Source organism: Salipiger bermudensis, from assembly GCF_020171625.1.
GTDB lineage: Bacteria > Pseudomonadota > Alphaproteobacteria > Rhodobacterales > Rhodobacteraceae > Salipiger > Salipiger bermudensis_B.
The window spans coordinates 120,304-146,427 of record NZ_JAIUZY010000001.1; the positions used below are offsets into that span (position 1 = coordinate 120,304).

Genomic DNA, 26,124 nt, shown 5'->3' on the forward strand with positions numbered 1-26,124 from the left:
CGGCCTCGCAGCGGGCTCAGTCCCGGCTCAGGTCGAGGCGGCGCTCGGCGAGGCCCATGAAGAGCACGGTGAACAGGATGCGCACCACGTGGTGCAGGCTGACCATCGCCGGATTGGCGGCAAGGCTCAGCGCGATCACCGACATCTCGGTCACGCCGCCCGGCGAGTAGGAGATCATCAGCTGCAGGAAGGGCAGGCCGGTTGCGAGGCTCAGCCCGGCGGCAAAGCCCGCGCCGAGGATCAGCATCCACAGCACCGACAGCACGCTCAGCCCGGCACAGCGCCGCAGCATGGCGCCGGTCATGCCGGAAAAGCGCAAGCCCAGCGAGCAGCCCACCACCACCTGCGCCACCGCGATCAGCCAGAACGGCAGGTGCAGGTCGACGGCGCCGGTCAGCGTGACCGCGCCGGCTAGCAGCAGCGGCCCGGTGATCTGGCCCGCGGGCAGGTGGATCAGCTTCGCGAGGCCGAGCCCCGCGGCGGCGGCCAGCGCGATCAGCAGCAGCGCCAGCGGCGTCACCGGTTCGGTCGCGCTTGGCGTCAGGCCGGCGGCGCTGCCCACCGGGTGGCCGAGCCAGACCGACAGCGCCAGTGGCACGAAGGTGATGACGATGATGATGCGCAGGAATTGCTGAGCGGTGAGCACCGGCAGCTCGGCGCCTGAGCGTTCGCCCATCACGAGGCTTTCCATCAGCCCGCCCGGCATCCCGGCGAAATAGGCGGTGGCCCTCGTGTAGCCGCCAAGCCGGCGGAAGATCAGGTAATTGCCGTAATGCGCGAGGACCACGAAAACCGCGAGCGCCGAGAGCGTGACGATCAGGTCGCCGGCCTCGCGCAGGAGATCGGGCTGGACCTGCGTGCCGATCATCACGCCGATCAGCCCGATGAAGCCGGTTCGGAAGCGCATCGGGAAGCGGTAGTCGCGCATCAGCCCGTCCTGGAACAGGGCCACCGCGAGCGCGCCACTGGCAAGACTGCCAAGCATGAACGGCATCGGCAGGCCGACGGCCTGCGCGAGAACCCCGCCAAGACCGCCAAGCGCCAGCAGCGCTGCCGTCAGGGCGATCATGCGGAGGGTGAGGGTGGTGCCGAGCATGGCGCGACCTAACCCCAGCGGCGAGGAAAGTGCAACGCTGAGCGCGACTTGCGCTTTCCGCAGAGGTGCCGCTGCCCTAGATCACCGGCCATGCAGCGCGCACTCTTCATCGGCTCCGAGATCTATCGCGGATCGAAATACGGCACCCGGCATCCGCTCTCGATCGAACGGGTGCCCGCCGCGACCGACCTTGCCGCGGCGCTGGGGCTTCTGCCGCGGAGCCTCTACCGCACCAGCCCGCGCGCCAAGCCCGAGGCGCTGGCGGCGTTCCACACCCCCGATTACATCGCCGCCCTGCAGGCCGCCGAGGCCGAGGGCGCGGTCAGCGACGAGACCCGGGCGCGCTATGGCCTCGGCACGCTGTCCAACCCGGTCTTTCCCGAGATGTACCGCCGCCCGGCGACGGCGGTTGGCGGCGGTCTTCTGGCGGCCGAGATGGTGATGTCGGGCGCGGTGCGGGCGGTGCACAATGCCGGCGGCGGCACCCATCACGCGCTGGCCGGGCAGGCGGCGGGGTTCTGCTTTCTCAACGAGCCGGTGCTGACCATCCTGCACCTGCGGCGGCTGGGGGCGCGGCGGGTGGTCTATGTCGATATCGACGCCCATCACGGCGACGGGGTGGAGCTCGCCTTTCACGGCTCCGAGGACGTCCGGGTGATCTCGGTGCACGAGGACCGGCGCTGGCCCTTCACCGGCGCTCTGGAGGATGAGGGCGGTGGTGCGGCGTTCAACCTGCCGGTGCCGCGGGGATTCAACGATAGCGAGTTCGCCTATGTGCTCAACGAGATGATCCTGCCCGCCGTCGCGGCGTTCCGGCCCGATGCGGTGTTCCTGCAATGTGGCGCGGATGCGCTCACTGAGGATCCGCTGTCGCGGCTCGAGCTGTCGAACAACAGCCATTTCCGTGCCGCCCGGGCGCTCTTCGATCTGGCACCGAGGCTCGTGACCTCGGGCGGCGGCGGCTACAACCCGTGGAGCGTGGCGCGCTGCTGGGCCGGGGTCTGGGCGATGCTTTCGGGGCAGGAGCTGCCCGACGAGTTGACACCCGAGGCGCGGGCCGTGCTGGCGGGGCTCACATGGTCGCGCAAGGGACGGCCCGGTCCTGTGCTGCTCAGCACGCTGCGAGACGCGCCGCGCGAGGGGCCGATCCGCGCCGAGATCCGCGCCGGCGTGGCCCGTCTGCGCGCGCGTCTCTGAGGCTCAGAGGTGCGTCGCGGCCTCGCGCCGGGCAAACGGCTTGAGCCGCGCGCCATGGGCGTCGAGAAACCCCTCGGCGCGGGCGCGGTCATGTTTCGACAGATCGCGGATCCACCAGCCGATCGCCTTCTGCAGGAACCAGTCACGATCCTCGGTAAAGTGTGCGGCCCAGCCAAGCACCCGGTCGCGGATCGCCAGATCCTGTTCGGAGGGAAAGTTCATCTTGGCCCATGGCAGGGTGATGACCAGCGCCGCGCGGCGGGTCCACATATGCGGGCTCTCGGTCCAGTGCGCGACGGTCTCGAGGCGCGAGGGATCGGAGGTCAGGCGGCGCTGCCCGGCCATGCAGGCGTGATCGGCGATGGCCCAGCTGTCGAACTGGGGCACCCAGTCGCAGATCAGCCGCCAGACCGCGTCATCGGGACGGATACGCGCCTGAGTCAGCAGCTTGGCAGCTGCCAGCCGCGCCTCGAACACATCCGTCAGCCACAGATCGCGCGCCAGCGCGACGCGCTCGTCCAGCGGCAGGGTCTGCCGCCAGTTCCGCGTGAGCTCGTTGAGGGCCGGGTTCGGCACGCCAAGATAGGGGCGGTCGATCTTGTGATAGGCGCGCATCCCCTCGGCGCGGCCGGGCTCGGCGTGGCGTTCGATCTCGGCAAGGGCCTCGTCGGCGGTCATCTGTCGTGGTCCTTTGGGCCGTTGGGGCGGCGGTCGCGTGTCGCCGGGCGGAGGCCGGCGCCAGGGGCGTCGAATCGGTGTGGCATGGCAAAGCCCTCCGGGGTGCCGGGGCGCAGGGTACGCCACCGGCGGCACGGGGCCAGCAAAACCGGCGAGGGTGGCGCTTATTCCACCGTCACCGATTTCGCGAGGTTGCGCGGCTGGTCCACGTCGGTGCCCTTGGCGACCGCCGCGTGATAGGCCAGAAGCTGCGCCGGCAGGGCGTAGAGCAGCGGCGCGAGGCGGTCGTCGACCTCCGGCAGGGTGATGACCTGCCAGACGCCTTCGCCGGCCTCGGCGGCGCCGCGCGCATCGGTCACGAGGCAGATCTTGCCGCCGCGCGCCATGACCTCCTGCATGTTCGACACGGTCTTGTCGAAGAGCCCGTCATGCGGTGCCATGACGATCACCGGAACGGACTTGTCGATCAGCGCGATGGGACCGTGCTTGAGTTCGCCCGACGCATAAGCTTCGGCGTGAATGTAGCTGATTTCCTTCAGTTTAAGCGCGCCTTCGTAGGCGATCGGATACATCAGGCCACGCCCCAGGAAGAGCACGTCGCGAGCCTCGGCGATCTTCTGCGCCGCGGCCTCCATGGTGTCGTCACGGTCGAGCGTGGCGTTGAACAGCCCCGGCAGCGCGCGCAGCTGTGCCAGCAGCGCCGCCTTGTCCTCAGGGGGCATGTGGCCCCGCTCGCAGGCCGCCTTGACGGCCAGAAGCAGCAGCACGTTGAGCTGGCAGGTGAACGCCTTGGTCGAGGCGACGCCGATCTCGACGCCGGCATGGATCGGCAGCGCGAGGTCGCTCTCGCGGGCGATCGAGCTGGTCTCGACATTGACCACCGAGACGATGCTGTCGGCCTTGTCGCGGCAGTAGCGCAGCGCGGCGAGGGTGTCGGCGGTCTCGCCGGACTGGCTGACGAACAGCGCCACGGTGCCCGGCAGAACCGGCGGCTCGCGGTAGCGGAACTCCGAGGCCACATCGACCTCGACAGGCAGGCGCGCGAGCTTTTCGAACCAGTATTTCGCCGTCAGGCAGGCGTAGTAGGCGGTGCCGCAGGCCACCAGCACCAGCCGCTCGACCTTGGAGAAATCCAGCGCCGCCTCGGGGATATCGATGCGGTCGCCGTCGAGATAGGCGCCCAGAGCGTCGGCCAGCACGGTGGGCTGCTCGGCGATCTCCTTGGCCATGAAGTGCTTGTAGCCGGCCTTGTCGACGCGCGCGGCATCCATGCGGATCTTGCGCGCCTCGCGGGTCACGCGGCGGTTTTCCATGTCGAAGATCTCGGCGCCCTTGCGGGTGATCACCGCCCAGTCGCCTTCCTCGAGATAGGTCAGCGTGTCGGTCATCGGGGCCAGCGCGATGGCGTCGGAGCCGATGAACATCTCGTTGTCGCCGTAGCCGATGGCCAGCGGCGAGCCCTTGCGGGCGGCGATCATCAGGTCTTCTTCGCCGTCGAACAGGAAGGCCAGCGCAAAGGCCCCCTCGAGCTGCGCGATGGTCGCCTGCGCCGCCTCGACCGGGCGGCTGCCGGCATCGAGATACATCTGCGTCAGCATCGCCACGGTTTCGGTGTCGGTGTCGGTTTCGGGCTGGTAGCCGGCCTTGGCGAGGATGGCGCGCAGCTCGCGGAAGTTCTCGATGATGCCGTTATGGACCACCGCCACCGGCCCCGCCTTGTGCGGGTGGGCGTTCTTCTCGGTCGGGCTGCCATGGGTGGCCCAGCGGGTGTGCCCGATGCCGGCCTTGCCGGGCAGCGGTTCGTGCACCAGCCGGTCGCTGAGATTGACCAGCTTGCCCACGGCGCGGCGACGGTCGAGCTTGCCCTCGTTGACCGTGGCGATGCCGGCGCTGTCATAGCCGCGGTATTCGAGCCGACGCAGCGCCTCGACGAGGATCGGCGAGGCCTCGTGACTGCCCAGCACTCCGACGATTCCACACATGCCCGTTATCCCTTGTTCTGTTGGTTTTTCTTGGCCTTCAGCATGTCGAAGAGCCGGGTTGCGAAGCCCGGCTTCTCGACCTGCTTGGCCCGCCCGAGCGCGAGTGCGCCCGGCGCCACGTCGTCGGTGATCACCGAGCCCGACCCGGTCATCGCGCCGTCGCCGATGGTGACCGGGGCGACCAGCATGGTGTCGGAGCCGATGAAGGCGTTGCGCCCGATGGTGGTGCGGTGCTTGAACACGCCGTCATAGTTGCAGGTGATGGTCCCCGCGCCGATATTGCTGCCCTCGCCGATATCGGCATCGCCGAGATAGGTCAGGTGATTGGCCTTGGCGCCCTCGCCGAGATAGGCGTTCTTGATCTCGACGAAATTGCCCACATGGGTGTGCTCGGCCAGCTCTGCGCCGGGGCGCAGACGGGCGAAGGGGCCGACGACGGCGCCGCGGCTGACGTGGCAGCCCTCGAGATGGCTGAAGGCGCGGATGCGGGCGCCGCTCTCGATGGTGACGCCGGGGCCGAAGATCACGTTGGGCTCGATCTCGGCATCGCGGCCGATCACCGTGTCCCACGCGAACCAGCAAGTGTCGGGGGCCTGCAGGGTGACGCCGTCTTCCATCAGTCGGGCGCGGATCGCCTGCTGGAACGACGCCTCTGCGCCGGCCAGCTCGGCGCGGGAGTTCACCCCCAGCGTCTCGGCCTCGGCGCAGTGCACAACGCCCGCCGAAAGCCCGCGGGCGCGGGCGATCTCGACGATGTCGGGCAGGTAGTATTCGCCCGCCGCGTTGTCGTTCTTCACCTCGGAGAGCAGGCTTTGCAGGGTTGCCGCGTCGGCGGCGACAACGCCCGAGTTACAAAGGGTTATGGCGCGCTCTTCATCCGTTGCGTCCTTGAACTCGACGATGCGGAGCAGCGCGTCGCCCTCGGTCACGAGGCGCCCGTAGCGGCCCGGATCGGCGGCCTCGAAGCCCAGGACCACCACGTCGTGCTCGGCGCGGGCGCGGGCCATGTCCTCGAGCGTTTCCTGGCTGATGAAGGGCGTGTCGCCGTAGAGCACGATGGCATCGCCGTCGAAGCCGTCGAGCTCCGGGCCCGCCTGCCGCACCGCGTGCGCGGTGCCGAGCTGTTCGGACTGGATCACCACCCGCGCCTCGGGGTCGAACTCCTGCGCCGAGGCGGCCACCTGCTCGGCCTCGTGACCGGCCACGACGATGCTGCGCGCGGGCGCGAGACTTTGTCCGGCGCGCATGGCGTGCCACAGCATCGGCGCGTGGGCGATGCGGTGCAGCACCTTGGGCAGGTCGGATTCCATGCGGGTGCCCTTGCCCGCGGCAAGGATGATCAGGGCGATGCTCATGCCGGTTTCCCGTTTGTGTTCTGTCGTTGCCCGTTCTATCGGCTCAGGGGGCAGGAGCAAGATCGCATCCATCACGTTGAATGTCGTGATGTGTCAGCCGGAGGATTTCCCATGCGCTCGGTCATCTTCGATCTCGACGGCACGCTGGCCGACACCAGCGGCGACCTGATCGCCGCCGCCAACTGGTGCTTTTCCGAGATGGGCTCGGAAGCGCGGCTCGATCCGATGCGCGATGCGGCGACCTCCTTCCGGGGCGCGCGGGCGATGCTGAAGCTCGGGCTCGAGCGGGCAGATGCCTTTGACGCGGAGACGGTCGAGCTCTGGTATCCGCGGCTGCTCACCGCCTATGGCGATGCCATCGACGTGCATACGCGGCTCTATCCCGGCGCCATCGAGGCGGTCGAGGCGCTGCGCCGCGACGGCTGGCGCGTGGGGATCTGCACCAACAAGCCCGAGGGGCTGGCCGAGACGCTGCTGCAAAAGCTGGGCGTGCGCGACATCTTCGGTGCGCTGATCGGCGCCGACACGCTGCCGGTGCGCAAGCCGGACCCGCTGCCCTATACCGAGGTTGTGGCGCGGCTGGGCGGCGCCGTGGGGCGAAGCTGTCTCGTCGGCGACACCGACACCGATCGCCAGACCGCGGCGGCGGCAAAGGTGCCCTGCATCCTCGTGACCTTCGGACCCGATGGCGAGGCGGTGCGCGATCTCGCCCCGGAAGGTGTCATCGGCCATTTCGAAGAGCTGCAGGGCGAGGTGGCCCGGCTCGTTTCCTGACCTCGTCCGCGCGGAGAAAATCTTTCCTGCGAAAGATTTTCCGGGCCCGAGCGGGGGACGAAGATTTTTCGAACGAAAAATCTTGAAGGCCGGGGTAATTGACGTGACCGCTGGCGGGGCGCAGAAACGGCGCATGACAGAGCGCTTTACCGGAAGTTTCACCCAGCAGGAGCCGATCCCCGAGGCGGGCATCGAGGCCGCACTCGCGGTGTTGCGCCATGGCCGACTGCATCGCTACAACACCGCGCCCGACGAGCTGTCGGAGACCGCGCTGCTCGAGCAGGAGGTCGCCGCCCTGACCGGCGCGCGCTTCGCGCTCGCCGTCGCCTCCGGTGGCTATGCGCTCGGCTGTGCCCTGCGCGCGGTGGGCGTGCAGCCGGGCGACACGGTCCTGACCAACGCCTTCACCCTTGCGCCGGTCCCCGGAGCCATCGCGTCGGTCGGCGCGACGCCGGTCTTCGTCGGCGTCACCGAGGATCTGGTGATCGATCTCGACGACCTGGCCGCCAAGATCGGACAGGCCCGCGTCCTGATGCTCAGCCACATGCGCGGGCACCTGTGCGACATGGACCGGCTGATGGCGATCTGCGATGCCGCCGGCGTCACGGTGATCGAGGATTGTGCCCACACCATGGGCGCGGCGTGGAACGGCGTGCCGTCTGGACGGCACGGCGCGGTGGGCTGCTATTCGACCCAGACCTACAAGCACGTCAACTCCGGCGAGGGCGGCTTTCTCGTCACCGATGACGAAGAGATCGCCGCGCGCGCAGTGATCCTGTCGGGCTCCTACATGTTCTACGAGCGCCACCTCGCGGCCCCGGGCCCGGAGGTGTTCGAGCGGATCAAGTACCACACCCCCAACGTCTCGGGCCGCATGGACAACCTGCGCGCCGCCATCCTGCGCCCGCAGCTGCGCGATCTGGAGACGCAGGTCACACGCTGGAACGACCGGTACCGCGCCGTCGAGGAGGGGCTGCGCGGCGTGCCGGGCCTGACGCTGATCGACCGCCCCGCGCCCGAGCGCTATGTCGGCTCCTCGATCCAGATGCTGCTGCTCGACTGGGCGGCGGAGGCAGTGCAGGAGGTGCTGCGCCGCTGCGCCGCACGCGGGGTCGAGCTCAAGTGGTTCGGCGGCGCCGAGCCGGTGGCCTTCACCTCGCGCTACGACAGCTGGCGCTATGCCGAGAGCGTGCCTCTGCCGCGCACCGACCGGGTGCTGGCCGGGCTTCTGGACATGCGCCTGCCGCTGACCTTCAGCCTTGCCGATTGCGCCCAGATCGCCCGCATCATCCGCGCCGAGGTCTCGGCGGTGCATCAGCAGGGCTGAGCACGGCATCCCAGCTTTGGCAGGGGGCGGGCCCGCACCGCCCCTGCCGGATACGACAAACCACACCGGGGGAGACATACATGGCCGACAGCGATCTGAGCGACCGCATTCCCGAAACCGCGCTCGGCTGGCACCGCGCAGGCAAGGGCGCCGTGCTCGCTACGGTGATCGAAACATGGGGCTCGGCCCCGCGCCGCGTCGGCGCGCAGCTGGCGATCTCGGGGGAGGGCGAGATCGAAGGCTCGGTCTCGGGCGGCTGCGTCGAGGGCGCGGTGATCGTCGAGGCGCTGGAGGCGCTCGAGGAGGGGGCCCCGCGCGAGCTTGAATTCGGGGTCTCCGATGGCGACGCCTTCGCAGTGGGGCTGGCCTGCGGCGGCACCATCCGGGTGCTGGTCGAGCCGGTCGGACGCGTGCTGCCAGAGGCGCTTCTGGCCGATCTCTGCGCCGCCCGCGCCGCGCGCACGCCGGTGGCCTACGTGGTCGACCTCGACACCGGCACCCGCCGGCTCGACCGCGACGGCCACGAGACCCGCTTTCGCATGGACCGCTCGGGCTTCGAGGACGAGAGCCGGACCTTCGTGGCCATCCACAACCCGCCGCTGCGCCTCATCGTGGTGGGTGCGGTGCATATCGCGCAGGCGCTGGTGCCGATGGCGCGCATCGCGGGCTACGATCCGGCCATCATCGACCCGCGCGAGACCTTCGGCGCGCAGGTCCGCTTTCCGGGCGAGACCCTGCTCAACGACTGGCCCGACGAGGCGGTCGAGACGCTTGGCCTCGACAGCCGCACCGCGCTGGTGCTGCTGACCCACGACCCCAAGCTCGACGACCCGGCGCTGATGCTGGCGCTGCGCTCTCGCTGCTTCTACATCGGCGCGCTCGGCTCCACCCGGACCCACGCCAAGCGGGTGGCGCGGATGCAGGAGGCGGGCTTCTCCGAGGTTGAGATCGCCCGCATCCACGGCCCCGTCGGGCTCGACATCGGCGCGGCCGGCCCGTCCGAGATCGCGGTCTCGATCCTGGCCGAGATGACAGCCGTGTTGAGGAAAGGCGCGTGAGGTTCGGCCCCGTCCCGGTGGCCGAGGCGGCGGGCCAGGTGCTGGCCCATTCCGAGGCGCTGCCCTCGGGCCGGCTGCGCAAGGGCACGGTGCTCAGCCCCGACAACCTCGCGGCGCTGTCGGCAGCGGGCCTGACCGAGGTGGTGGTCGCCCGCCTCGAGCCCGGCGACGTCGCCGAGGACGCGGCCGCGGCGCGGCTGGCCCGCGCCATGCTGCCCGAGCCCGACGCCTCGGGCCTGCGCATCGGCAAGGCCGCCACCGGGCGGGTCAACCTGCACGCCACCCGGATCGGCCTCGTGGAGGTCGATGCCGCCCGCATCGACGCCATCAACGCGGTGCACCCGATGATCACCGTGGCCACCGTGCGCCCCTGGCAGAGCCTGCCCGAGCGCGGCATGGCGGCGACGATCAAGATCATCTCCTACGCGGTGCCCGGCGCAGCACTCGAGGCGGCCTGTGCCGCGGCTCCCGGCGCGCTGACCCTGCGCCCGGTGACGCGCAAAAGCGCTCAGCTCATCGAGACGGTGATCGGCGAGGGGCCGGCGCAGAAGGGCCGCCGTGCCGTCGCCGGCCGGCTGCAGCGCATGGGCGTGCCGATGCTGCCCGGGGCCGTGGTGCCGCACGACATCGCGCCGCTCGCCGCCGCCATCGCCGAGAGCACGGCGGAGGTCATCCTGATCCTCACCGGCTCGGCCACCTCCGATCTGCACGACACCGCCCCCGAGGCGTTGCGGGCGGCAGGTGGCGAGGTCACCCATTTCGGGATGCCGGTCGATCCCGGCAACCTGCTGTTCTTCGGCAAGCTCGGGGAACGCCCGGTGATCGGCCTGCCGGGCTGCGCGCGCTCTCCGGCGCTCAACGGCGCCGACTGGGTGCTCGAGCGGATGCTCTGCGGCATCGAGGTCAGCGCCCGCGAGATCAGCGCCATGGGCGTCGGCGGCCTGCTGAAGGAGCCACCGTCGCGCCCGCGCCCGCGCGACGCCTGAGCGCGCTTCACAAGCCTCACCGCGCAGCGCCCGCATCTTCTTCTGGCCGAAAATATCCCGGGGGAGTCCGCGCCCGCGCGGACGGGGGCAGCGCCCCCTGACAGCTCCGGCCCGCCCACGGCGCGACGGGCATGGCGCGCTCCGGGCAAAGAAAAACCCGCCGGAATGCGGCGGGTTGCTCTTGTCGCTCTGTCGGGCGCCTTACTTGGCGACCGGGCCGATCATCATGATCATCTGGCGGCCTTCCATCTTCGGCATGTTCTCGACCTTGCCGACTTCCTTGACGTCTTCGGCCACCCGCTCGAGCAGCTCCCGACCAAGGTTCTGGTGCGCCATCTCGCGGCCGCGGAAGCGCAGGGTGATCTTCACCTTGTCGCCGTTCTCGAGGAACTTCAGCACATTGCGCATCTTGACGTCGTAGTCGTGGGTGTCGGTCCCGGGACGGAACTTCACCTCTTTGACTTCGATGATCTTCTGCTTCTTGCGAGCTTCGGATTCGCGCTTCTGCTGTTCGTATTTGAACTTGCCGAAGTCCATGATCTTGCAGACCGGCGGATTGGCATTGGGCGAGATCTCGACGAGATCAAGCCCGGCCTGCTCGGCCAGCTCCATCGCACGCCGGGGGGGCTGGACGCCCAGGTTCTCGCCTTCGGCGCCGATCAGACGGATTTCAGGGGCCCGGATACGGTCGTTGACGCGGGGGCCGGTGTCGCGCGTTGGGGGCGCGTTGTGAGGTCTGCGAGCTATGGTTTCGGTCCTTTTACCGTGAACACTTTGGTGGGGCAAAATAGTCCTGCGCCACCAGTGTTTCAAGCGCTTTATCCGGCCCTTTGCAGCAATCCAGCGACCGACCGTCCGCGCGCGGGACGGGGGCGGGTCGAGCGGCACCGCGACGCGGTATGTTTGCGATAACACCGTGGTGCGCGATTCCGATCGGGGAGCGCCTCGTGGGAGCCGATCTTCCTCTAACGTGTTGCCAGATGGGCGAGATCGGCCCGAGGTTGCCGTGCGCGGGCCAGAATGTCAGAAAAAGACGGGCCAGGGCCAAAAACCTGCAACCACGCAATTGCATGAATCGGGGGGCTCAGCTAACTTTGGTGGCCAGTTTTCGGTTTCTCAAGCATGGGGGTCACGTCGGTGGACAGTGGTCGTCTCTCTCAGATCCTTGTGTCCCTCGGGGCGGTTTGGATGGCTGCCATCCTGTTCGGCTGGCTCACCGGCTTCGAAGATCTCTCCCGTGTCGCCTCGCATCGCGCCGGCACCGTGCCAAGCACCGCCCTTGCCATCGCGCTTCTGTTCGTCGCCGCGATGGAGTTCGATGACCAAGACAGGTGCTCGGCGCTGATCCGCCACAAGCTTACTTCGATCGCGCTAGCCATCGCTGCTGCCAATCTGCTGCTGTCGCTCGCGGGCCGGGCCGATATCGATCACAGCCTGTTCGACGCGATCATCCGGCCTGCGGATCGCATGTCGCCGGGCACCGCGCTTGGCATCATCGTCGCCTGTGCCACGATCTGGCTGGCAGGGGCGCCGGAAACACGCCGTCTGAGCGCGGCGGTCGCCATCGTCGCTCTTTCGGCCCTGACGGCGATCGTCCTCGGCAACGCCTTCGTGCCCGGGGCGGTCTTCGGGAAGGCGCTGCTGTCGGGAATGTCGCTCTACACCGCGCTGGCCTTGGGGCTGTTCTTCCTGGCACATCTGCTGAAGCTCGACGCCTGTGATTTCGGAACGCCGAGCCTCCCGGATTACGACTGATCCCACACGCTTTGGCCTGACCCGGATCCGCTGTCGCGGCGGCGTGAGTCGCCTCCTCCTGGTTGCGCCGACAAAAAAGGCCCCCGCCGAACGGCAGGGGCCCTGAAGCGTTTGAGGCGGGTCCGACCAGAGGTCAGTCGAGGAACGCCTTCTCGACCACGTAATGCTTGGGGTCGGAGTTCGCGCCTTCCTCGAGCCCGTATCCCTCGAGCATCTCCTTGAGCTCGAGGTTGAAGGCAAGGTTGCCGCAGATCATCGCGCGGTCGGTCTCGGGGGTCAGGGGCGCGACGCCGAGATCGGCAAAGGCCTCGCCCGAGCGCATCAGGTCGGTGATGCGGCCCATCTTGGGGCTCTCTTCGCGGGTGGTGGTCGGGTAGTACTTGATCTTCTTCCAGAAGCCTTCGCCGATCACCTCGTTGAGCAGCTCGTCGGTCTTCAGGCTCTCGATCAGGTCGGCGCCGTACTTGAGTTCGCCCGCCTCGCGGCAGGTGTGGGTGATGATGACCTCGTCGTAATCCGCATAGGTCTGCGGCTCGCGCAGCAGCGAGGCGAAGGGCGCAAAGCCGGTGCCGGTGGCAAAGAACCACAGGCGCTTGCCGGGCAGCAGCGCGTCATGCACCAGCGTGCCCACGGGTTTGGGTCGCAGGATGATCTCGTCGCCGGGCTGGATGTGCTGCAGCTTCGAGGTCAGCGGGCCGTCCTGCACCTTGATCGAGTAAAACTCGAGCTCTTCGTCCCACGAGGGCGAGGCGATCGAGTAGGCGCGCAGCAGCGGTTTCTGCTTGCCGGTCTCGGGGTGCGGATCGCCCATCAGGCCGATCATCACGAACTCGCCCGAGCGGAAGCGCAGGCTCGCCGGGCGGGTCACCCGGAACGAGAACAGGCGGTCCGTCCAGTGCTTGACCTCGGTCACGGTCTGGGCGTCGGGCAGCACCATCTTCTTCGGCGCGTCGGCGGCTTTGGTCGCGTTGGTGTCGGTCACGGGGCTCATCTCGGTCATGGTGTTCACATCGAGGGGCGTTGCTTCTGCGCGGGGCAGAAATTGTTTGTAGGCAAACGAACCTCGAGTCCCTTTTTAGAGCGTTGTCGTATGGATTGAAAGATGACTCAACCGCGCAGGCGGCTTTGGTAGTCGTGTTGCTGCCAATTCGAGCGGAACAGCCACTCGGCCTCGGGCTGGCGCGCGGCGAGCTCGTCCGAGATCTCGACCTCGTCGAAGCCGGCGCGGCGCGCCATGGCGTACTGGTCCGAGATCACGTGGCCCTTGGCGCGCAGGCGGCCCCGGTAGCCGCGCAGGCGAAGCAGGCGGGCCAGCGTGAAGCCGCGCCCGTCCGCGAAGCTCGGGAAGTCGACGCGGATCATCTGCGTGTCCGCGTCGAACGCGAGCGCCGCGGGATCGGTGTCGGAGGGCAAGTCGAGCGCGGTCTCGGTTTCGAAGCCGGCGCTCCAGTCGTCGGGCGCAAAGCCCGCGTCGGTGACGATGATGCTCATGTGCTCGGTCCTTGTCTCACCATGCGGCCATTGGCGAAATGAATGCCGCATTCCACTTTTTCCTCGCCGCGCCAGCGTCCCGAGCGCGGGTCCTCGCCCTCGGCCACCGGGGAGGTGCAGGGGGCGCAGCCGATCGACGGGTAGCCCTTGGCCACCAGCGGGTGCCGGGGCAGGCGGTTCTCGTCCATGTAGGCGCGCACGTCCTCGGGCGCCCAGTGCGCCAGCGGGTTCACCTTGATGCGCCCGGTCGCGTCCTCGAGCTCGAAGAACTCGAGCGTCTGCCGCGTGGCCGACTGGAAGCGCTTGCGGCCGGTGATCCAGCCGTCGAACCCGGCCAGCGCCTGTTCCAGCGGCACGGTCTTTCGAAGCGCGCAGCAGGCATCGGTGCTCTGGTTGCGCAGGTCGTCGTTCGGGTCGCGCTCTGCCAGCAGGGCCTCGTCGGTGCGGATCACCCGCACGTCCTCGAGATGCAGCCGCTCGGCCACGTCCTGCTGGTAGACCAGCGTCTCGGCAAAGAGCAGCCGCGTGTCGATGAACAGCACCGGCGTCTTGCGGTCGATCATCGCCACGAGGTGCAGCAGGGCGATCGACTCGGCCCCGAAAGACGACACCATCGCGATGTCGCCGGCCTCGGGGTCGCGCAGCGCCCCCTCGAGCACCGACACCGCGCCGTGATGGCGGTAGCGCGCGTTCAGTGCGGCAACGCGCTGGCGCAGGTCCGCCAGCGCATCGGCGCTCGGCGCGGGGGCGCCGGCGGCCTGCGCGTCGGGGAGAGACTGAAAGCTCATCCGATCACGCGGCCCGGGACCGCTTGCCGCTGTCCTCGCCGTAGAGCGCCAGCTTGAATGGCGCCATGCCGAGACGGCGATAGGCCTGCAAGAAGCTCTCCTCGGGGCCCTCCCGATGCTCCATGTAGGCCCCGACGATGCGCTCGATCGCGGGCACCACCTCTTCGGCCGGGAAGCCCGGGCCGGTGCGTTCGCCAAGGCTCGCGGTCTCGGTGGCGTCGCCGCCGAGGGTGATCTGGTAGTTCTCGACACCGGCCCGGTCGAGGCCGAGGATGCCGATATGGCCCACGTGGTGGTGACCGCAGGCGTTGATGCAGCCCGAGATCTTGATCTTCAGCTCGCCGATCTCGTTTTCGATCTTCAGCTCGTCGAAGCGGGTGGCGATCTCCTGCGCGATCGGGATCGAGCGGGCGGTGGCCAGCGCGCAGTAGTCCATACCGGGGCAGGCAATGATGTCCGAGATTAGGCCGATATTGGCGGTCGCCAGACCGTGCGCCTTCAGGATCTTGTGGATCTGCGGAAGGTCCGACTTGTGCACATGCGGCAGCACCACGTTCTGCTCGTGGGTGATGCGCAGCTCGTCATGGCCGAAGCGGCGGGCGAGATCGGCCATCACGCGCATCTGCTCGGCGGTGGCATCGCCCGGCGTCTCACCATGTGCCTTGAGGCTGATCTGCGCGATGGCATAGCCGCCGGCCTTGTGCGCGGTGAGGTTGCTGTCGGCCCAGGCGCGGAACACCGGGTCCTCGGCATAGGCGGCGTCATAGGCGTCGGTCGGCGCGTTGCGGAAGGCCGGCGGGGCGAACTGCGCCTTGATCTCGTCGAAGATCGCCAGATCGGCCCCGTCGAACGCCTGCTTGGTCTCTTCGAAGCGGGTCTCGACCAGTGAGCGGATCTCGTCGATGCCGTGCTCGTGCACGGTGATCTTGATGCGCGCCTTGTACTTGTTGTCGCGCCGTCCGAGCAAGTTCCAGACCGAGACCACGGCCTCGACATACGGCAGCAGGTCTTGCTGCGGGACGAAGGGCGACAGCTCCTTGCCGATCATCGGGGTGCGGCCCAGCCCGCCGCCAACGAGCACGCGGTAGCCGATCTCACCGTCGCGCTCGACGACCTGGATGCCGATGTCATGCGCCTTGATCACCGCGCGGTCGTTCTCGGCCCCGGTGACGGCGATCTTGAACTTGCGCGGCAGGAACTGGAATTCCGGATGATCGGTCGACCACTGGCGCAGCAGCTCGGCCACCGGGCGCGGATCGGCGACCTCGTCGGCAGCGGCGCCGGCGAAGTGGTCTGCGGTCACGTTGCGGATGGTGTTGCCGCTGGTCTGGATGGCGTGCATCCCGACCTCGGCCAGCGCATCGAGCATGTCGGGCACGTCGCGCAGCTCGGGCCAGTTGTACTGGATGTTCTGCCGGGTGGTGAAATGGCCATAGCCCTTGTCCCATTTCTCGGCCAGCAGCGCGAGCTGATCCATCTGCGCGCTGTTGAGGGTGCCGTAGGGAATGGCCACGCGCAGCATGTAGGCGTGCAGCTGCAGGTAGAGGCCGTTCATCAGGCGCAGCGGCTTGAACTCGTCCTCGGTCAGGGCCCCGGAGATGCGGCGCTCCACCTGTTGACGGAACTGGCGGTTGCGCTCTGCAACGAAGGCTGTGTCGAACTCTGTGTAGCGGTACATCTGTCAGTCTCTCCCGCAGGGATGCGTATCGGGCCCTGCACTTGTCTCAGAGAAGGCGCGGCGCGGCCTCAGCCGGCGGCCTGCTTGCCGTGATGGTAGTTGGAGGGGCCGGTGGCGCGGAATTCCTCGCGGAAATGCGTCGGCTGCGGGCCGTCCTCGGTGGGGGCCATGTCGGCGAGGTAGACGCCGACCGCCTCGGAGGCGCGGGCCTGCGCGTCGAGCAGGCGGATCTGCGCGATGGCCTCGTCGGTGATGATCTCGGCCTCGTCGAGGCGCCGCACCCAGCGGTCATCGGCGGCGAGGTAGATCACGTCGCCCTCGAGCAGGGCGTTGGCGGTGACGACTTTCGGGGTAAAGGCCTTGGGCATCAGGACACCTCCTGTCTTGCAAATGCGATGGCGCGCGCGGCGCGGGGGGCGAGCCCCAGAAGAAGAACAGCGGGGCCGTCGAGATCGGCGGCCTCGAGATCGGCGGGCAGGCTGGCCAGCGTCGAGGCCAGCTGGCGCTCGTTCGGGCGCGAGGCGTTCGCCACCACGGTGATGGGGGTGGCGGGATCGCCGCCATGCATCATCAGCCGGCCCTGCAGGAAGCGCGCGGCGCGCTTGCCCATGTAGATCGCGGCGACGGCACCGGGGCGCGCCAGCGTGCGCCAGTCCTGCTCGGCGAAGCCCTTGACGTCGTGCCCGGTCAGCAGCCGCAGGTCGGAATTGCGCCCGCGCCGCGTCAGCGAGACGCCGAGGCTCGCGGCGGCGGCGGTCGAGGCGGTGAGGCCCGGCGTGACATGGTAGGGGATGCCGGCGGCGTCGAGCGCCTCGGTCTCCTCGTCAAGCCGGCCGAACACGCCGGGATCGCCGGCCTTGAGGCGCACCGTGCGGGCGCCGCCCGAGGCATGGGCGATGATCAGCGCGGTGATGTCGTCCTGCTTCATCGAGGGGCCGAAGCCGGTTTTGCCCACGGGCACGAGCGTGGCGCCCTCCGAGGCCAGCGACAGGATCGCCTCCGGCACAAGCTGGTCGTGCAGGATGACCTCGGCGGTCTGGATCTCGCGCAGGGCACGCACCGTCAGAAGCTCCGGGTCGCCGGGGCCGGCGCCGACGAAGGCCACGTGCCCGCTGGGCAGGGTCTGGGTGGGATGTGCCATCTGGATCCGTCCGCTGTGTGAGTTTCGCTTGCGAGAATATAGAACAATCTCCCCCTTTATCGCTAGATGGGGGCGGTTTTAAAGAACTTTGTTCTCCGCTGGCGGCGTGATATGAAACAGCGTCTACGGATGGACGGGAAAGAGGAAAACCCATGCAGCTCGACGGCACCGACCGGAAAATCCTTCGCGAACTGCAGCTCGATGCGGGCCGTTCGCTCGACGAGATCGCCCGCGCGGTGGGATCGTCCAAGACCCCGGTGTGGAACCGGATTCGCAAGATGCGCGAGGGCGGGGTGATCGGCCCGCAGGTGGTGATCGCCGATGCCGACAAGCTGGGCTTCGAGGCCTGTTTCTTCGTGTTGGTGCGCACCTCCGAGCACGATGCTGACTGGCAGGGGCGCTTCCTGCACGCGGTGCGTTCGCGCCCCGAGGTGATGGAGGCGCACCGGCTTGCGGGGGATATCGACTACATCCTCAAGGTACGGGTGCAGAATGCCCGGGCCTATGACGTGTTCTATCAGGCGCTGATCTCGGAAGTGAAGGTGCACAACGTGACCGCACTGCTGTCGATGGAGGAGATCAAGAACACCACGGCGCTGCCGGTGTGAGGTTTGGCGACAGGGCGCCCGTTTCGATTGCATCATGGGAGGAAGACGCGCAGCGTTGGGCCGCGGATTGGCGATCCTTGCGTGGAATCCCTCGATTTATCACGGCCACATCCGAAGGACCTCGAAGCTGAGCGCCTGGGGCCGCCAGATCGCCGGTCCGGGGGGGGCGGCCCGGCGATGCGCGGCGGCCTGCGGCCTTGATTCCGCGCGGGCAGGCGGCTCAAGCGATCCGGAAACACAAGAACAGCGCGAGGCACCACCCTCACCGCGTCACAACCAGCCGCTCCAGCCCGTGGAACGGGTAGAGGTCCGCGTAGCGCGGTGGCTCCGCCAGCCGCAGCCCCGGGCAGCGTGCGAACAGGATCGGCAGCGCCACCTGCAACTCCAGCCGCGCCAGCGGCGCGCCGACGCAGAAATGCGGACCGCCCCCGAAAGCGTGATGCGCAGGCGCCTCGCGCCTAGGGTCGAAGCGGTGCGGATCGGCGTAGACCCCGGGATCGCGCCCGGCGGCCCCGAGCAGGAGTGCCACCTGTTCGCCACGCCGGAAGCGATGGCCGAAGACCTCCACGTCCTCGTAGGCGTAGCGCATGAACAAATGCAGCGGCGGGTCGTGGCGCATGATCTCTTCGCTGACAGGCCCCGCGTCGGCCTCCGTGATCGGCGTGCCGGTCTCGAGCAGCGTCTTGATGCCGTTGCCCATGGTATGCACCGTCGCCTCGTGCCCTGCATTGAGCAGCAGGATGCAGGTGGTGATCAGCTCTTCGGTCGAGAGCTTCTCGCCTTCCTCCTCGGCGGCAATGAGCTGCGACAGCAGGTCGTCGCGCGGATCGCTGCGCCGGGCGTCTATGTACTCCGTGAGGAAGGCCGAAAACTCCAAGGCCGCCCGCGAGGCCGCGTCCTCGATCTCGTGCGTGCGCCGTGCCTGATACATCGCGACCATGGCGTTCGACCAGTCGAGCAGCTGCGGCGCCAGGCTGTCGGGCACGCCGAGAAGCCGCGCGATCACGATCACCGGGATGGGCTGGCAGAAGGCGGGCAGCAGATCGAGCGCGCCCTCGGGGAAGGCATCGATCTGCTCATGCGCCAGCGTCGCGATCTCGGGGCCGAGAGAGGCAATGCGCCGCGAGGTGAAGGCCCGCAGCACCAGACCGCGCAGCCGGGTGTGACGCGGCGCCTCGAGCTCGAGCATCGAGTGGTTCTCGACCGCGTAGAAGGGCACGAGGTGGTCGGGCACGGGCCGGGCCATCTCGGAGGGCACCTCGCGCCCGAAGCGGCGGTCGCGCAACAGCGTATGCACGGCGCGATGCGAGGCGGCACAGACCATGCCGTAGTCTTCCCACCATGCCAGATCGCCCGCTGTGCGCAGGCGGTCGTAGAACGGGTAGGGGTCTTGCACGAAGGCGTGTTCGGTCGGGGCGTGGGAGAAGTGCTGCATGGGCGCGACCCTGCCTCTGCGCGGCTTCCCTGACAAGACGGTGCTTGCTATGTCACGACGATGACGCGGACCCTGTATCACAGTCGCGGCGCGCTGCTGGCGCTCGCCCTCATCACCACCGCCGCGCTGACGGGGGCGGTCTGGCACTATGGGTATGTGCAGGCGCTGGGCCCGCTCGCCGCGCGCGGGCAGAGCGATCTCGAGCTGGCCTCCGAGCGTCTCGTCACCCAGCTGCAGCGCTTTCGCGAGTTCGCCGTGCTGAGCGCCGATCACCCTGCGCTGAGCGCGCTGCACCATTTCGGCTCGCGCCGCGCCGCCGAGGCGACGCTGCTGCGCGGAGCCGATCGCTCCGGTGCGGCGCTGGCGGCCTACGTCGACACCACGGGCCGGGTCCTTGCGGCCTCCGAGGCGGGCCTGCCCGATTGGGTCCTGAGAGGAGAGCCCTTTGCCCGCGCGCTCGACGGGGCGCTGGGCATCGCGCATGGCGCGGGGCCGGAGGGCATCGACCGGGCCTTCTATTTCGCCGCCCCGAGCTTCGGGATCGACGGACGGGTGCGCGGGGCGCTGATCGTGGTGGTCGATATCGCGCGGCTGGAGCAGGACTGGCGCGGCTCGCTGCCGGCGGTGTTCTTCACCGACAGCGGCGGAGAGATCTTCGCCACCAACCGCTCCGAGCTTCTGGGCTGGCGACGCACCGGCCCGACCGAGGTGGTGACCGCCGACGGCAAACGACGCGAGGTCACGGTGCGCGAGCCGGGCGGGCATATCGTCTGGCAGCAGCGCTTCTCGCCCTACGTGCCCGCCCACGCGCTTCGGCTCGAGAGTGCGCTGCCGGTGATCGACATGACCGGCGTGCTGCTGATGGACACCGCCCCGGCCACGCGTCTTGCCGGGCTGCAGGCGGCTGTTGTGGCCTCGGTGGTGCTGTTCTTCGGCGCGCTGCTGTGGCTGGCGCTGGAGCGTCGTCGCGCGCTGGCCGAGGCCAATCTCGTGCTCGAGGAACGGGTCTCGGCCCGCACCCGGGCTCTGCAGCAATCCAACGTCGCCCTGCGCCGCGAGATCGCCGAGCGCCAGGACGCGGAGGCCGCCCTCAAGCGCGCTCAGGCCGAGCTGGTGCAGGCCTCGAAGCTGAGCGCGCTGGGCAAGATGAGCGCCGGCATCAGCCACGAGCTGAACCAGCCGCTGATGGCGATCCGCTCCTTCGCCGAGAACGGCACGGCCTTTCTCGAACGCGGCAAGCAGGAGCGCGCGGCGGAGAACCTCGGGCGGATCTCGGACATGGCCAACCGCATGGGGCGGATCATCAAGAACCTGCGCGCCTTCGCCAAGGCCGAGCCCGAGCCCGCTCGCCGGGTCGGACTGGCGGCGGTGGTGGAAAGCGCGCTCGAGGTGCTGGCGCCGCGCATCCGCGAGACGGGCACCCGCATCGACTGGCAGCGCCCCGAGACCACCACAGTGGTGATGGCGGGCGAGGTGCGGCTGGGGCAGGTGGTGATCAACCTGCTCTCGAACGCGATGGACGCCATGGCCGATAGCGACCCCCGCGCCATCACCATCCGCGTGACCCGCGACGCCGCCGCCGGGCAGGTCTTGCTCAGCGTGCGCGACACCGGCCCCGGCATCGCCGATCCGTCACGCATCTTCGATCCGTTTTACTCCACCAAGGAGGTGGGCGCCGAAGAGGGGATGGGCCTCGGGCTTTCGATCTCCTATGGCATCGTGGAAGGCTTTGGCGGACGCCTGCGCGGCGAGAACGTGCCGGGCGGGGCCTGTTTTACCGTTGAGTTGCTGCAGGCGAAGGAGATGGCATGAGCGTGCGCAGAGTGCTTCTGGTCGATGACGACGCGGCGGTGCGCGAGGCGCTGGGCCAGACCTTGGAGCTGGCCGAGTTCGACGCGGTCACGGCGGGGTCGTTCGTCGAGGCCAAGGACCGCATCGGGCCGCAGTTCGAGGGCGTGATCGTCTCGGATATCCGGATGCCGGGGCGGGACGGGTTCCACCTGCTCGATTATGCCCACGAACAGGACGCCGAGCTTCCGGTGATCCTGCTTACCGGCGAGGGCGACATTCCGATGGCGGTGCGCGCCATGTCGGCGGGGGCCTTCGACTTTCTCGAGAAGCCTTGCGCGCCCAAGGACCTGATCTCGGTCATCGAGCGCGCGCTGCGCACCCGCGGGCTGGTGCTCGAGAACCGGCGCCTCAAGGCCCAACTCGAGACCGGCGACCCGGCGGCGCGGATGATCTTCGGCATTTCGCCGCAATCCGAGACCCTGCGCGCGCAGGCCCGCGCCGCCGCCCGCGCCGGCACCGACGTGTTGATCCGTGGGGCGCGCGGGTCGGGCATCTCGAAGGTGGCCGAGGTGGTGCACCTGTGCTCGCCCCGCGCCAAGGGACCGTTCGAGAAGCGCTCGGCCGCCGGGCTCGGACGCGAGGGGCTGGAGGCGGTCTGGCAGGGCTGCGCCGGCGGCACGCTGTTTCTCGACGAGATCGCCCAGCTGCCGCTCGACACCCAGCTGGCGCTGCAGGACCGGCTCGAGGCCGGTGGCGCGCGGCTGATCGCAGGCACCGTCGAGGATCTGGGGCAGGCGGCCGAGGCCGGGCGCTTCTCGGCCGAGCTCTATTATCGGCTCGAGGTGATGCAACTGCGCATCCCCGCGCTGGCTGAGCGGCCCGAGGACATTCCCGTGCTGTTCCGCCACTACGTGGCGCAGGCGGCGGAGCAGTCCGGCATGACCCCGCCCGAGATTGGCGAAGAGGTCATCGCCGGGCTGATCGCACGCGACTGGCCGGGCAATGCGCGGGCGCTGATGTCGGCGGCGATGCGCTTCGTGCTGGGGCTGGGCGATGAGGATGCCGCGGGCGAGGGGCTGGGGCTGACCGAGCGTCTGGCGCAGGTCGAGCGCTCGCTGCTGGCCGATGCGCTCAAGCGCACCAGCGGGCAGGCCAGCGCGGCGGCGGAGATGCTCAAGCTGCCGCGCAAGACCTTCTACGACAAGCTGGCCAAGTACGGGCTTAAGCCGGAAGAGTTCCGTTAAAGCCCGACCCTTGGCGACGCTCTGAGCGCCGTGGCGAATCGGACTCGGTTTCGCTGCGAATCATATCTGTGCGGATTTCCGCACAAGTTGCGCCGGCCAGCGTGCGGAATTTCGCACATGCTTGGCCGCTTCATTCCGACGAAGAAAGCACGCAACCGCTTAACCGGCTCTAAGAGAAAGAAAATATCGCGAATCTCCATGAGAGCGCACAATTCCTTGATGCGTCTGGTGCATGGCGGTCTTGTGCCTAGCGAAGGGCCGGCAGGGGAGCGGGCTCTCGCTCATCATCATCTCGGGAGGATACCGATGAAGAAGTTTCTGATGACCGCCGTGGCCGCAGCGGCCCTGACCACGGGCGCGACCGGCGCGATGGCGGCCTGCGACGATGGCGAGATCGTCATCAAGTTCAGCCACGTCACCAACACCGACAAGCACCCCAAGGGCATCGCCGCCTCGCTGCTGCAAGAGCGCGTCAACGAGGAAATGAACGGCAAGGCCTGCATGGAGGTCTACCCGAACTCCACGCTCTACAACGACGATCAGGTGCTCGAGGCGATGCTGAACGGCGACGTCCAGATGGCCGCGCCCTCGCTGTCGAAGTTCGAGCAGTTCACCAAGGTCTTCCGCATCTTCGATCTGCCCTTCATGTTCGTGAACATGGAATCGGTCGACGCGTTCCAGAACTCGGAAACCGGCCAGGAAATGAAGGAATCGATGGTCCGCCGCGGCCTGCTCGGCCTTGGTTTCTGGCACAACGGCATGAAGCAGATGTCGGCCAACAAGCCGCTGCTGATGCCCGAGGATGCCGCCGGCCTGAAGTTCCGCGTTCAGCCCTCCGAAGTGCTCAAGGCGCAGTTCGAGGCGCTTGATGCCAGCCCGCAGCCGATGGCCTTCTCGGAAGTCTACGGCGCGCTGCAGACCGGCGTGGTCGACGGACAGGAGAACACCTGGTCGAACATCTACGGCCAGAAGTTCTTCGAAGTGCAGGACGGCTCCACCGAGACCAACCACGGCGTGCTCGACTACATGGTCGTGACCTCCGCCGACTGGTGGGACAGCCTCGACGACGACGTCCGCAGCCAGCTCGAGACCATCGTCAACGAAGTGACCGAGACCCGCAACGCGGCGATCGCCGAGGTCGACGCCGAGAACCGTCAGGCGGTTCTGGATGCCGGCGGCGAGATCCGTGAGCTGACCGCAGAGCAGCGCGAAGCCTGGGTCAACGCGATGAAGCCGGTCTGGGAGCAGTTCACCGACGATGTCGGTCAGCAGAACATCGACGCCGCGCAGGCGTTCAACGCCGAAGTCGAGGGCTGACGCCCGCCACGACACCCTCCCGGCCCTTGGAGACAGGGGCCGGGAGCGGTTCAGGGGACGCTGGGTCGTCCCCTTTTTCATACCATCGTGAACAACGGACAGATGGCGCCGGGGCCGGGGCCCGGACGCGGAATGGGGGACGGCATGTCCAGTCATTATCAAGGCCAGAGCGCGTTTGGCCGCTTCGTCAACGAGTTCGAGGAAACTGCCATCGCGGTCATTCTCGGCCTCATGACGCTCATCACCTTCGTCAACGTCGTGCTGCGTTACGGCTTCAACACCGGCCTGATCTGGGGCCTCGAGGCGGTGACCATCCTTTTCGCCTGGCTGGTGCTGTTCGGCATCAGCTACGCGGTCAAGGTCACCGCGCATCTCGGTGTCGATGCGGTCGTCAACCTGGTCTCGCCTGCTGCCCGCCGGGTGCTGGCACTGATCGCCGCGGCGATCTGCATCGTCTACGCGGCCCTGTTGCTCAAGGGCGCGTGGGACTACTGGGCCAACTTCGCCAACCTGCCGCAGACCACGGGCCGCTTCTTTCCCACTGGCTTCGAGGAGATGAGCCGCACCTCCTACCGCTCGTGGTACGAGGTCGTCGACATCCCGATGCCGGACTGGCTGCGCTTCATCGAGCCGTGGATCAACTACGGCGACGCCTATGAAAAGCTGCCCCGCTTCATCCCCTACGCGATCCTGCCCTTTGGCGCCGCGCTTTTGCTGTTCCGCTTCATCCAGGCCGGCGTGCGGATCTGGCGCGGAGACCAGCAGAGCCTGATCGTCAGCCACGAGGCCGAAGACGCGGTCGATGACGTGGCCCACATGAACCGCGAGGACTGATCTGATGGACGTTCTTCTTCTCTTCGTTTCCGTCATCGGCCTGATGCTGATCGGCGTGCCGATCGCGGTGTCGCTCGGCCTGTCGTCGATCGTCTTCCTGCTGGTGCTGTCGGACACCTCCCTGGCCTCGGTGGCGCAGAGCTTCTTCCAAGCCATGGCCGGGCACTACACCCTCCTGGCGATCCCGTTCTTCATCCTCGCCTCGAGCTTCATGTCGACCGGCGGCGTGGCACGGCGGATCATCCGCTTCTCGATCGCGCTGGTGGGCCACATGCATGGCGGCCTCGCCATCGCGGGCGTGTTTGCCTGTATGCTCTTCGCCGCGCTCTCGGGCAGCTCGCCCGCGACCGTGGTGGCGATCGGCTCCATCGTGATCGCGGGGATGCGGCAGGTGGGCTACACCAAGGACTTCGCCGCGGGCGTCATCGCCAACGCGGGCACGCTGGGCATCCTGATTCCGCCGTCGATCGTGATGGTGGTCTATGCCTCGGCGACCGACGTCTCGGTCGGCCGGATGTTCCTCGCCGGCGTGATCCCGGGCCTGATGGCCGGCACCATGCTGATGATCACCATCTATGCCATCGCGCGGATCAAGAACCTGCCCAAGGGCGAGTGGCTGGGCTGGGGCGAGGTGCTGACCTCCGGACGCGACGCGCTCTGGGGCCTGTTCCTGATCGTCATCATCCTGGGTGGCATCTATGGCGGCATCTTCACGCCGACCGAGGCGGCGGCGGTGGCGGCGGTCTACGCCTTCTTCATCGCCAACTTCGTCTACCGCGACATGGGTCCGCTGGCGACCCGGGAGGGCGAGCGCAACCTGACGCTGCTGCGCAAGCCCATCGCGCTGGTGACGGCGTTCTTCCACCGCGACACCCGCGACACGCTGTTCGATGCCGGCAAGCTGACGATCACGCTGATGTTCATCATCGCCAACGCGCTGATCCTCAAGCACGTGCTGACCGATGAGCAGATCCCGCAGCAGATCGCCGCGGCGATGCTCGACGCGGGCCTCGGGCCGGTGATGTTCCTGGTGATCGTCAACGTGATCCTGCTGATCGGCGGCCAGTTCATGGAGCCCTCGGGCCTGCTGGTGATCGTCGCGCCGCTGGTGTTCCCGATCGCCATCGAGCTCGGCATCGACCCGATCCACCTCGGCATCATCATGGTGGTCAACATGGAGATCGGCATGATCACCCCTCCGGTCGGCCTGAACCTCTTCGTGACCTCGGGCGTGGCCGGAATGCCGATGATGAGCGTGGTGCGCGCGGCGCTGCCGTTCCTCGCGGTGCTCTTCGTGTTCCTCATCATGGTGACCTATATCCCGATCCTGTCGACATGGTTGCCAACGACCTTCATGGGGCCGGAGATCATCACCCGCTGATCCGGACCGACGATCGCAAAACCAGAAAACGGCGCCCTTGCTCGGGGCGCCGTTTTTCGTGGCAGGCCGCGGGATCGCCTCCGTCGGGAGTATTTTCCAACAAGAAGAAGCAGGGGGCAGCGCACTCGTCCGGCGTGCGGCGGCGTGACGAGCATGGGGCGAATTGTGCTCCTGCCCAAGGCGCCGTTTTGCGTGGCAAGGGCGGGAT

General features: G+C 68.2%; 24 protein-coding genes. 12 read left to right on the plus strand and 12 right to left on the minus strand.

Annotated elements, in window-relative coordinates:
- Positions 1–16: 16 nt before the first annotated feature.
- Complete coding sequence (locus tag LCM15_RS00540) at positions 17–1,096, minus strand: AbrB family transcriptional regulator (RefSeq protein ID WP_224852286.1); 1,080 nt, start codon at positions 1,094–1,096, stop codon at positions 17–19.
- Between the two features lie 90 nt (positions 1,097–1,186).
- Here LCM15_RS00540 and LCM15_RS00545 point away from each other — a divergent pair, with 90 nt between their 5' ends.
- Positions 1,187–2,293 (plus strand): acetoin utilization protein AcuC, encoded by a 1,107-nt coding sequence (locus tag LCM15_RS00545; protein ID WP_224852287.1) that lies wholly within the window; start codon positions 1,187–1,189, stop codon positions 2,291–2,293.
- A gap of 3 nt (positions 2,294–2,296) precedes the next feature.
- Here LCM15_RS00545 and LCM15_RS00550 read toward each other — a convergent pair whose 3' ends face one another.
- The 3 genes from LCM15_RS00550 to glmU all read right to left on the minus strand — a co-directional run bounded on the left by LCM15_RS00550 (position 2,297) and on the right by glmU (position 6,308).
- A complete protein-coding gene (locus tag LCM15_RS00550) occupies positions 2,297–2,971 on the minus strand; it encodes a DNA alkylation repair protein (protein WP_224852288.1) in 675 nt (224 codons plus the stop codon).
- Between the two features lie 164 nt (positions 2,972–3,135).
- Entirely contained in the window at positions 3,136–4,953 is a 1,818-nt protein-coding gene (glmS, locus tag LCM15_RS00555; protein ID WP_224852289.1) for a glutamine--fructose-6-phosphate transaminase (isomerizing), read from the minus strand.
- Between the two features lie 5 nt (positions 4,954–4,958).
- Complete coding sequence (gene glmU, locus LCM15_RS00560; RefSeq protein WP_224852290.1) at positions 4,959–6,308, minus strand: bifunctional UDP-N-acetylglucosamine diphosphorylase/glucosamine-1-phosphate N-acetyltransferase GlmU; 1,350 nt, start codon at positions 6,306–6,308, stop codon at positions 4,959–4,961.
- Between the two features lie 111 nt (positions 6,309–6,419).
- On the opposite strand from glmU, the gene LCM15_RS00565 reads away from it, so the two are divergent.
- The 4 genes from LCM15_RS00565 to LCM15_RS00580 all read left to right on the plus strand — a co-directional run bounded on the left by LCM15_RS00565 (position 6,420) and on the right by LCM15_RS00580 (position 10,453).
- Positions 6,420–7,082 carry an HAD-IA family hydrolase gene (locus LCM15_RS00565; RefSeq protein ID WP_224852291.1) on the plus strand — a complete coding sequence of 221 codons (663 nt, stop codon included), beginning with the start codon at positions 6,420–6,422 and terminating at the stop codon, positions 7,080–7,082.
- A gap of 133 nt (positions 7,083–7,215) precedes the next feature.
- Positions 7,216–8,409 carry a DegT/DnrJ/EryC1/StrS family aminotransferase gene (locus LCM15_RS00570; protein ID WP_224852292.1) on the plus strand — a complete coding sequence of 398 codons (1,194 nt, stop codon included), beginning with the start codon at positions 7,216–7,218 and terminating at the stop codon, positions 8,407–8,409.
- 80 nt (positions 8,410–8,489) lie between these two features.
- A complete protein-coding gene (locus LCM15_RS00575; RefSeq protein WP_224852293.1) occupies positions 8,490–9,467 on the plus strand; it encodes an XdhC family protein in 978 nt (325 codons plus the stop codon).
- Positions 9,464–10,453, plus strand: coding sequence for a molybdopterin-binding protein (locus LCM15_RS00580; RefSeq protein WP_224852294.1), 990 nt, complete (start codon positions 9,464–9,466; stop codon positions 10,451–10,453). Before LCM15_RS00575 ends, LCM15_RS00580 begins: the two co-directional genes overlap by 4 nt.
- 201 nt (positions 10,454–10,654) lie before the next feature.
- Here the strand turns inward: LCM15_RS00580 and infC are convergent, their stop codons facing one another.
- Positions 10,655–11,200, minus strand: a complete 546-nt coding sequence (gene infC / locus LCM15_RS00585) for a translation initiation factor IF-3 (RefSeq protein ID WP_224853040.1) — start codon at positions 11,198–11,200, stop codon at positions 10,655–10,657.
- Between the two features lie 441 nt (positions 11,201–11,641).
- On the opposite strand from infC, the gene LCM15_RS00590 reads away from it, so the two are divergent.
- Positions 11,642–12,208, plus strand: coding sequence for a hypothetical protein (locus LCM15_RS00590; RefSeq protein WP_224852295.1), 567 nt, complete (start codon positions 11,642–11,644; stop codon positions 12,206–12,208).
- A gap of 133 nt (positions 12,209–12,341) precedes the next feature.
- On the opposite strand, the gene LCM15_RS00595 is transcribed toward LCM15_RS00590, so the two are convergent.
- The 6 genes from LCM15_RS00595 to cobA form a co-directional block, all read right to left on the minus strand.
- Positions 12,342–13,208, minus strand: a complete 867-nt coding sequence (locus LCM15_RS00595) for a ferredoxin--NADP reductase (protein WP_224852296.1) — start codon at positions 13,206–13,208, stop codon at positions 12,342–12,344.
- A gap of 107 nt (positions 13,209–13,315) precedes the next feature.
- Positions 13,316–13,699, minus strand: coding sequence for a DUF934 domain-containing protein (locus LCM15_RS00600; protein WP_224852297.1), 384 nt, complete (start codon positions 13,697–13,699; stop codon positions 13,316–13,318).
- The gene (locus LCM15_RS00605; RefSeq protein ID WP_224852298.1) at positions 13,696–14,487 is read right to left on the minus strand and encodes a phosphoadenylyl-sulfate reductase; all 792 of its coding nucleotides are present in this window, start codon (positions 14,485–14,487) and stop codon (positions 13,696–13,698) included. The genes LCM15_RS00600 and LCM15_RS00605 overlap by 4 nt, the downstream gene beginning before the upstream one ends.
- Before the next feature lie 4 nt (positions 14,488–14,491).
- Entirely contained in the window at positions 14,492–16,165 is a 1,674-nt protein-coding gene (locus LCM15_RS00610; RefSeq protein WP_224852299.1) for a nitrite/sulfite reductase, read from the minus strand.
- Between the two features lie 68 nt (positions 16,166–16,233).
- Positions 16,234–16,533 (minus strand): DUF2849 domain-containing protein, encoded by a 300-nt coding sequence (locus tag LCM15_RS00615; RefSeq protein ID WP_224852300.1) that lies wholly within the window; start codon positions 16,531–16,533, stop codon positions 16,234–16,236.
- Positions 16,533–17,306 carry a uroporphyrinogen-III C-methyltransferase gene (cobA, locus tag LCM15_RS00620; protein ID WP_224852301.1) on the minus strand — a complete coding sequence of 258 codons (774 nt, stop codon included), beginning with the start codon at positions 17,304–17,306 and terminating at the stop codon, positions 16,533–16,535. The genes LCM15_RS00615 and cobA overlap by 1 nt, the downstream gene beginning before the upstream one ends.
- A 152-nt stretch (positions 17,307–17,458) precedes the next feature.
- Between cobA and LCM15_RS00625 the strand changes: the two genes are divergently transcribed.
- On the plus strand, positions 17,459–17,914 hold the full coding sequence (locus tag LCM15_RS00625) for an Lrp/AsnC family transcriptional regulator (protein ID WP_207075586.1): 456 nt from the start codon (positions 17,459–17,461) through the stop codon (positions 17,912–17,914).
- A 262-nt stretch (positions 17,915–18,176) separates the two neighbouring features.
- On the opposite strand, the gene LCM15_RS00630 is transcribed toward LCM15_RS00625, so the two are convergent.
- The gene (locus tag LCM15_RS00630; RefSeq protein WP_224852302.1) at positions 18,177–19,349 is read right to left on the minus strand and encodes a cytochrome P450; all 1,173 of its coding nucleotides are present in this window, start codon (positions 19,347–19,349) and stop codon (positions 18,177–18,179) included.
- Positions 19,350–19,409: 60 nt separating this feature from the next.
- On the opposite strand from LCM15_RS00630, the gene LCM15_RS00635 reads away from it, so the two are divergent.
- The 5 genes from LCM15_RS00635 (at position 19,410) to LCM15_RS00655 (ending at position 25,916) form a co-directional block, all read left to right on the plus strand.
- Positions 19,410–21,161, plus strand: coding sequence for an ATP-binding protein (locus tag LCM15_RS00635; RefSeq protein ID WP_224852303.1), 1,752 nt, complete (start codon positions 19,410–19,412; stop codon positions 21,159–21,161).
- Positions 21,158–22,384, plus strand: coding sequence for a sigma-54-dependent transcriptional regulator (locus LCM15_RS00640; protein WP_224852304.1), 1,227 nt, complete (start codon positions 21,158–21,160; stop codon positions 22,382–22,384). Before LCM15_RS00635 ends, LCM15_RS00640 begins: the two co-directional genes overlap by 4 nt.
- Before the next feature lie 306 nt (positions 22,385–22,690).
- Positions 22,691–23,701: a TRAP transporter substrate-binding protein gene (locus LCM15_RS00645; protein WP_224852305.1), complete on the plus strand. Its 1,011-nt coding sequence runs from the start codon at positions 22,691–22,693 to the stop codon at positions 23,699–23,701.
- A gap of 144 nt (positions 23,702–23,845) precedes the next feature.
- Complete coding sequence (locus LCM15_RS00650) at positions 23,846–24,535, plus strand: TRAP transporter small permease (RefSeq protein ID WP_224852306.1); 690 nt, start codon at positions 23,846–23,848, stop codon at positions 24,533–24,535.
- A 4-nt stretch (positions 24,536–24,539) separates the two neighbouring features.
- The gene (locus LCM15_RS00655) at positions 24,540–25,916 is read left to right on the plus strand and encodes a TRAP transporter large permease (protein ID WP_224852307.1); all 1,377 of its coding nucleotides are present in this window, start codon (positions 24,540–24,542) and stop codon (positions 25,914–25,916) included.
- Positions 25,917–26,124: the final 208 nt, after the last annotated feature.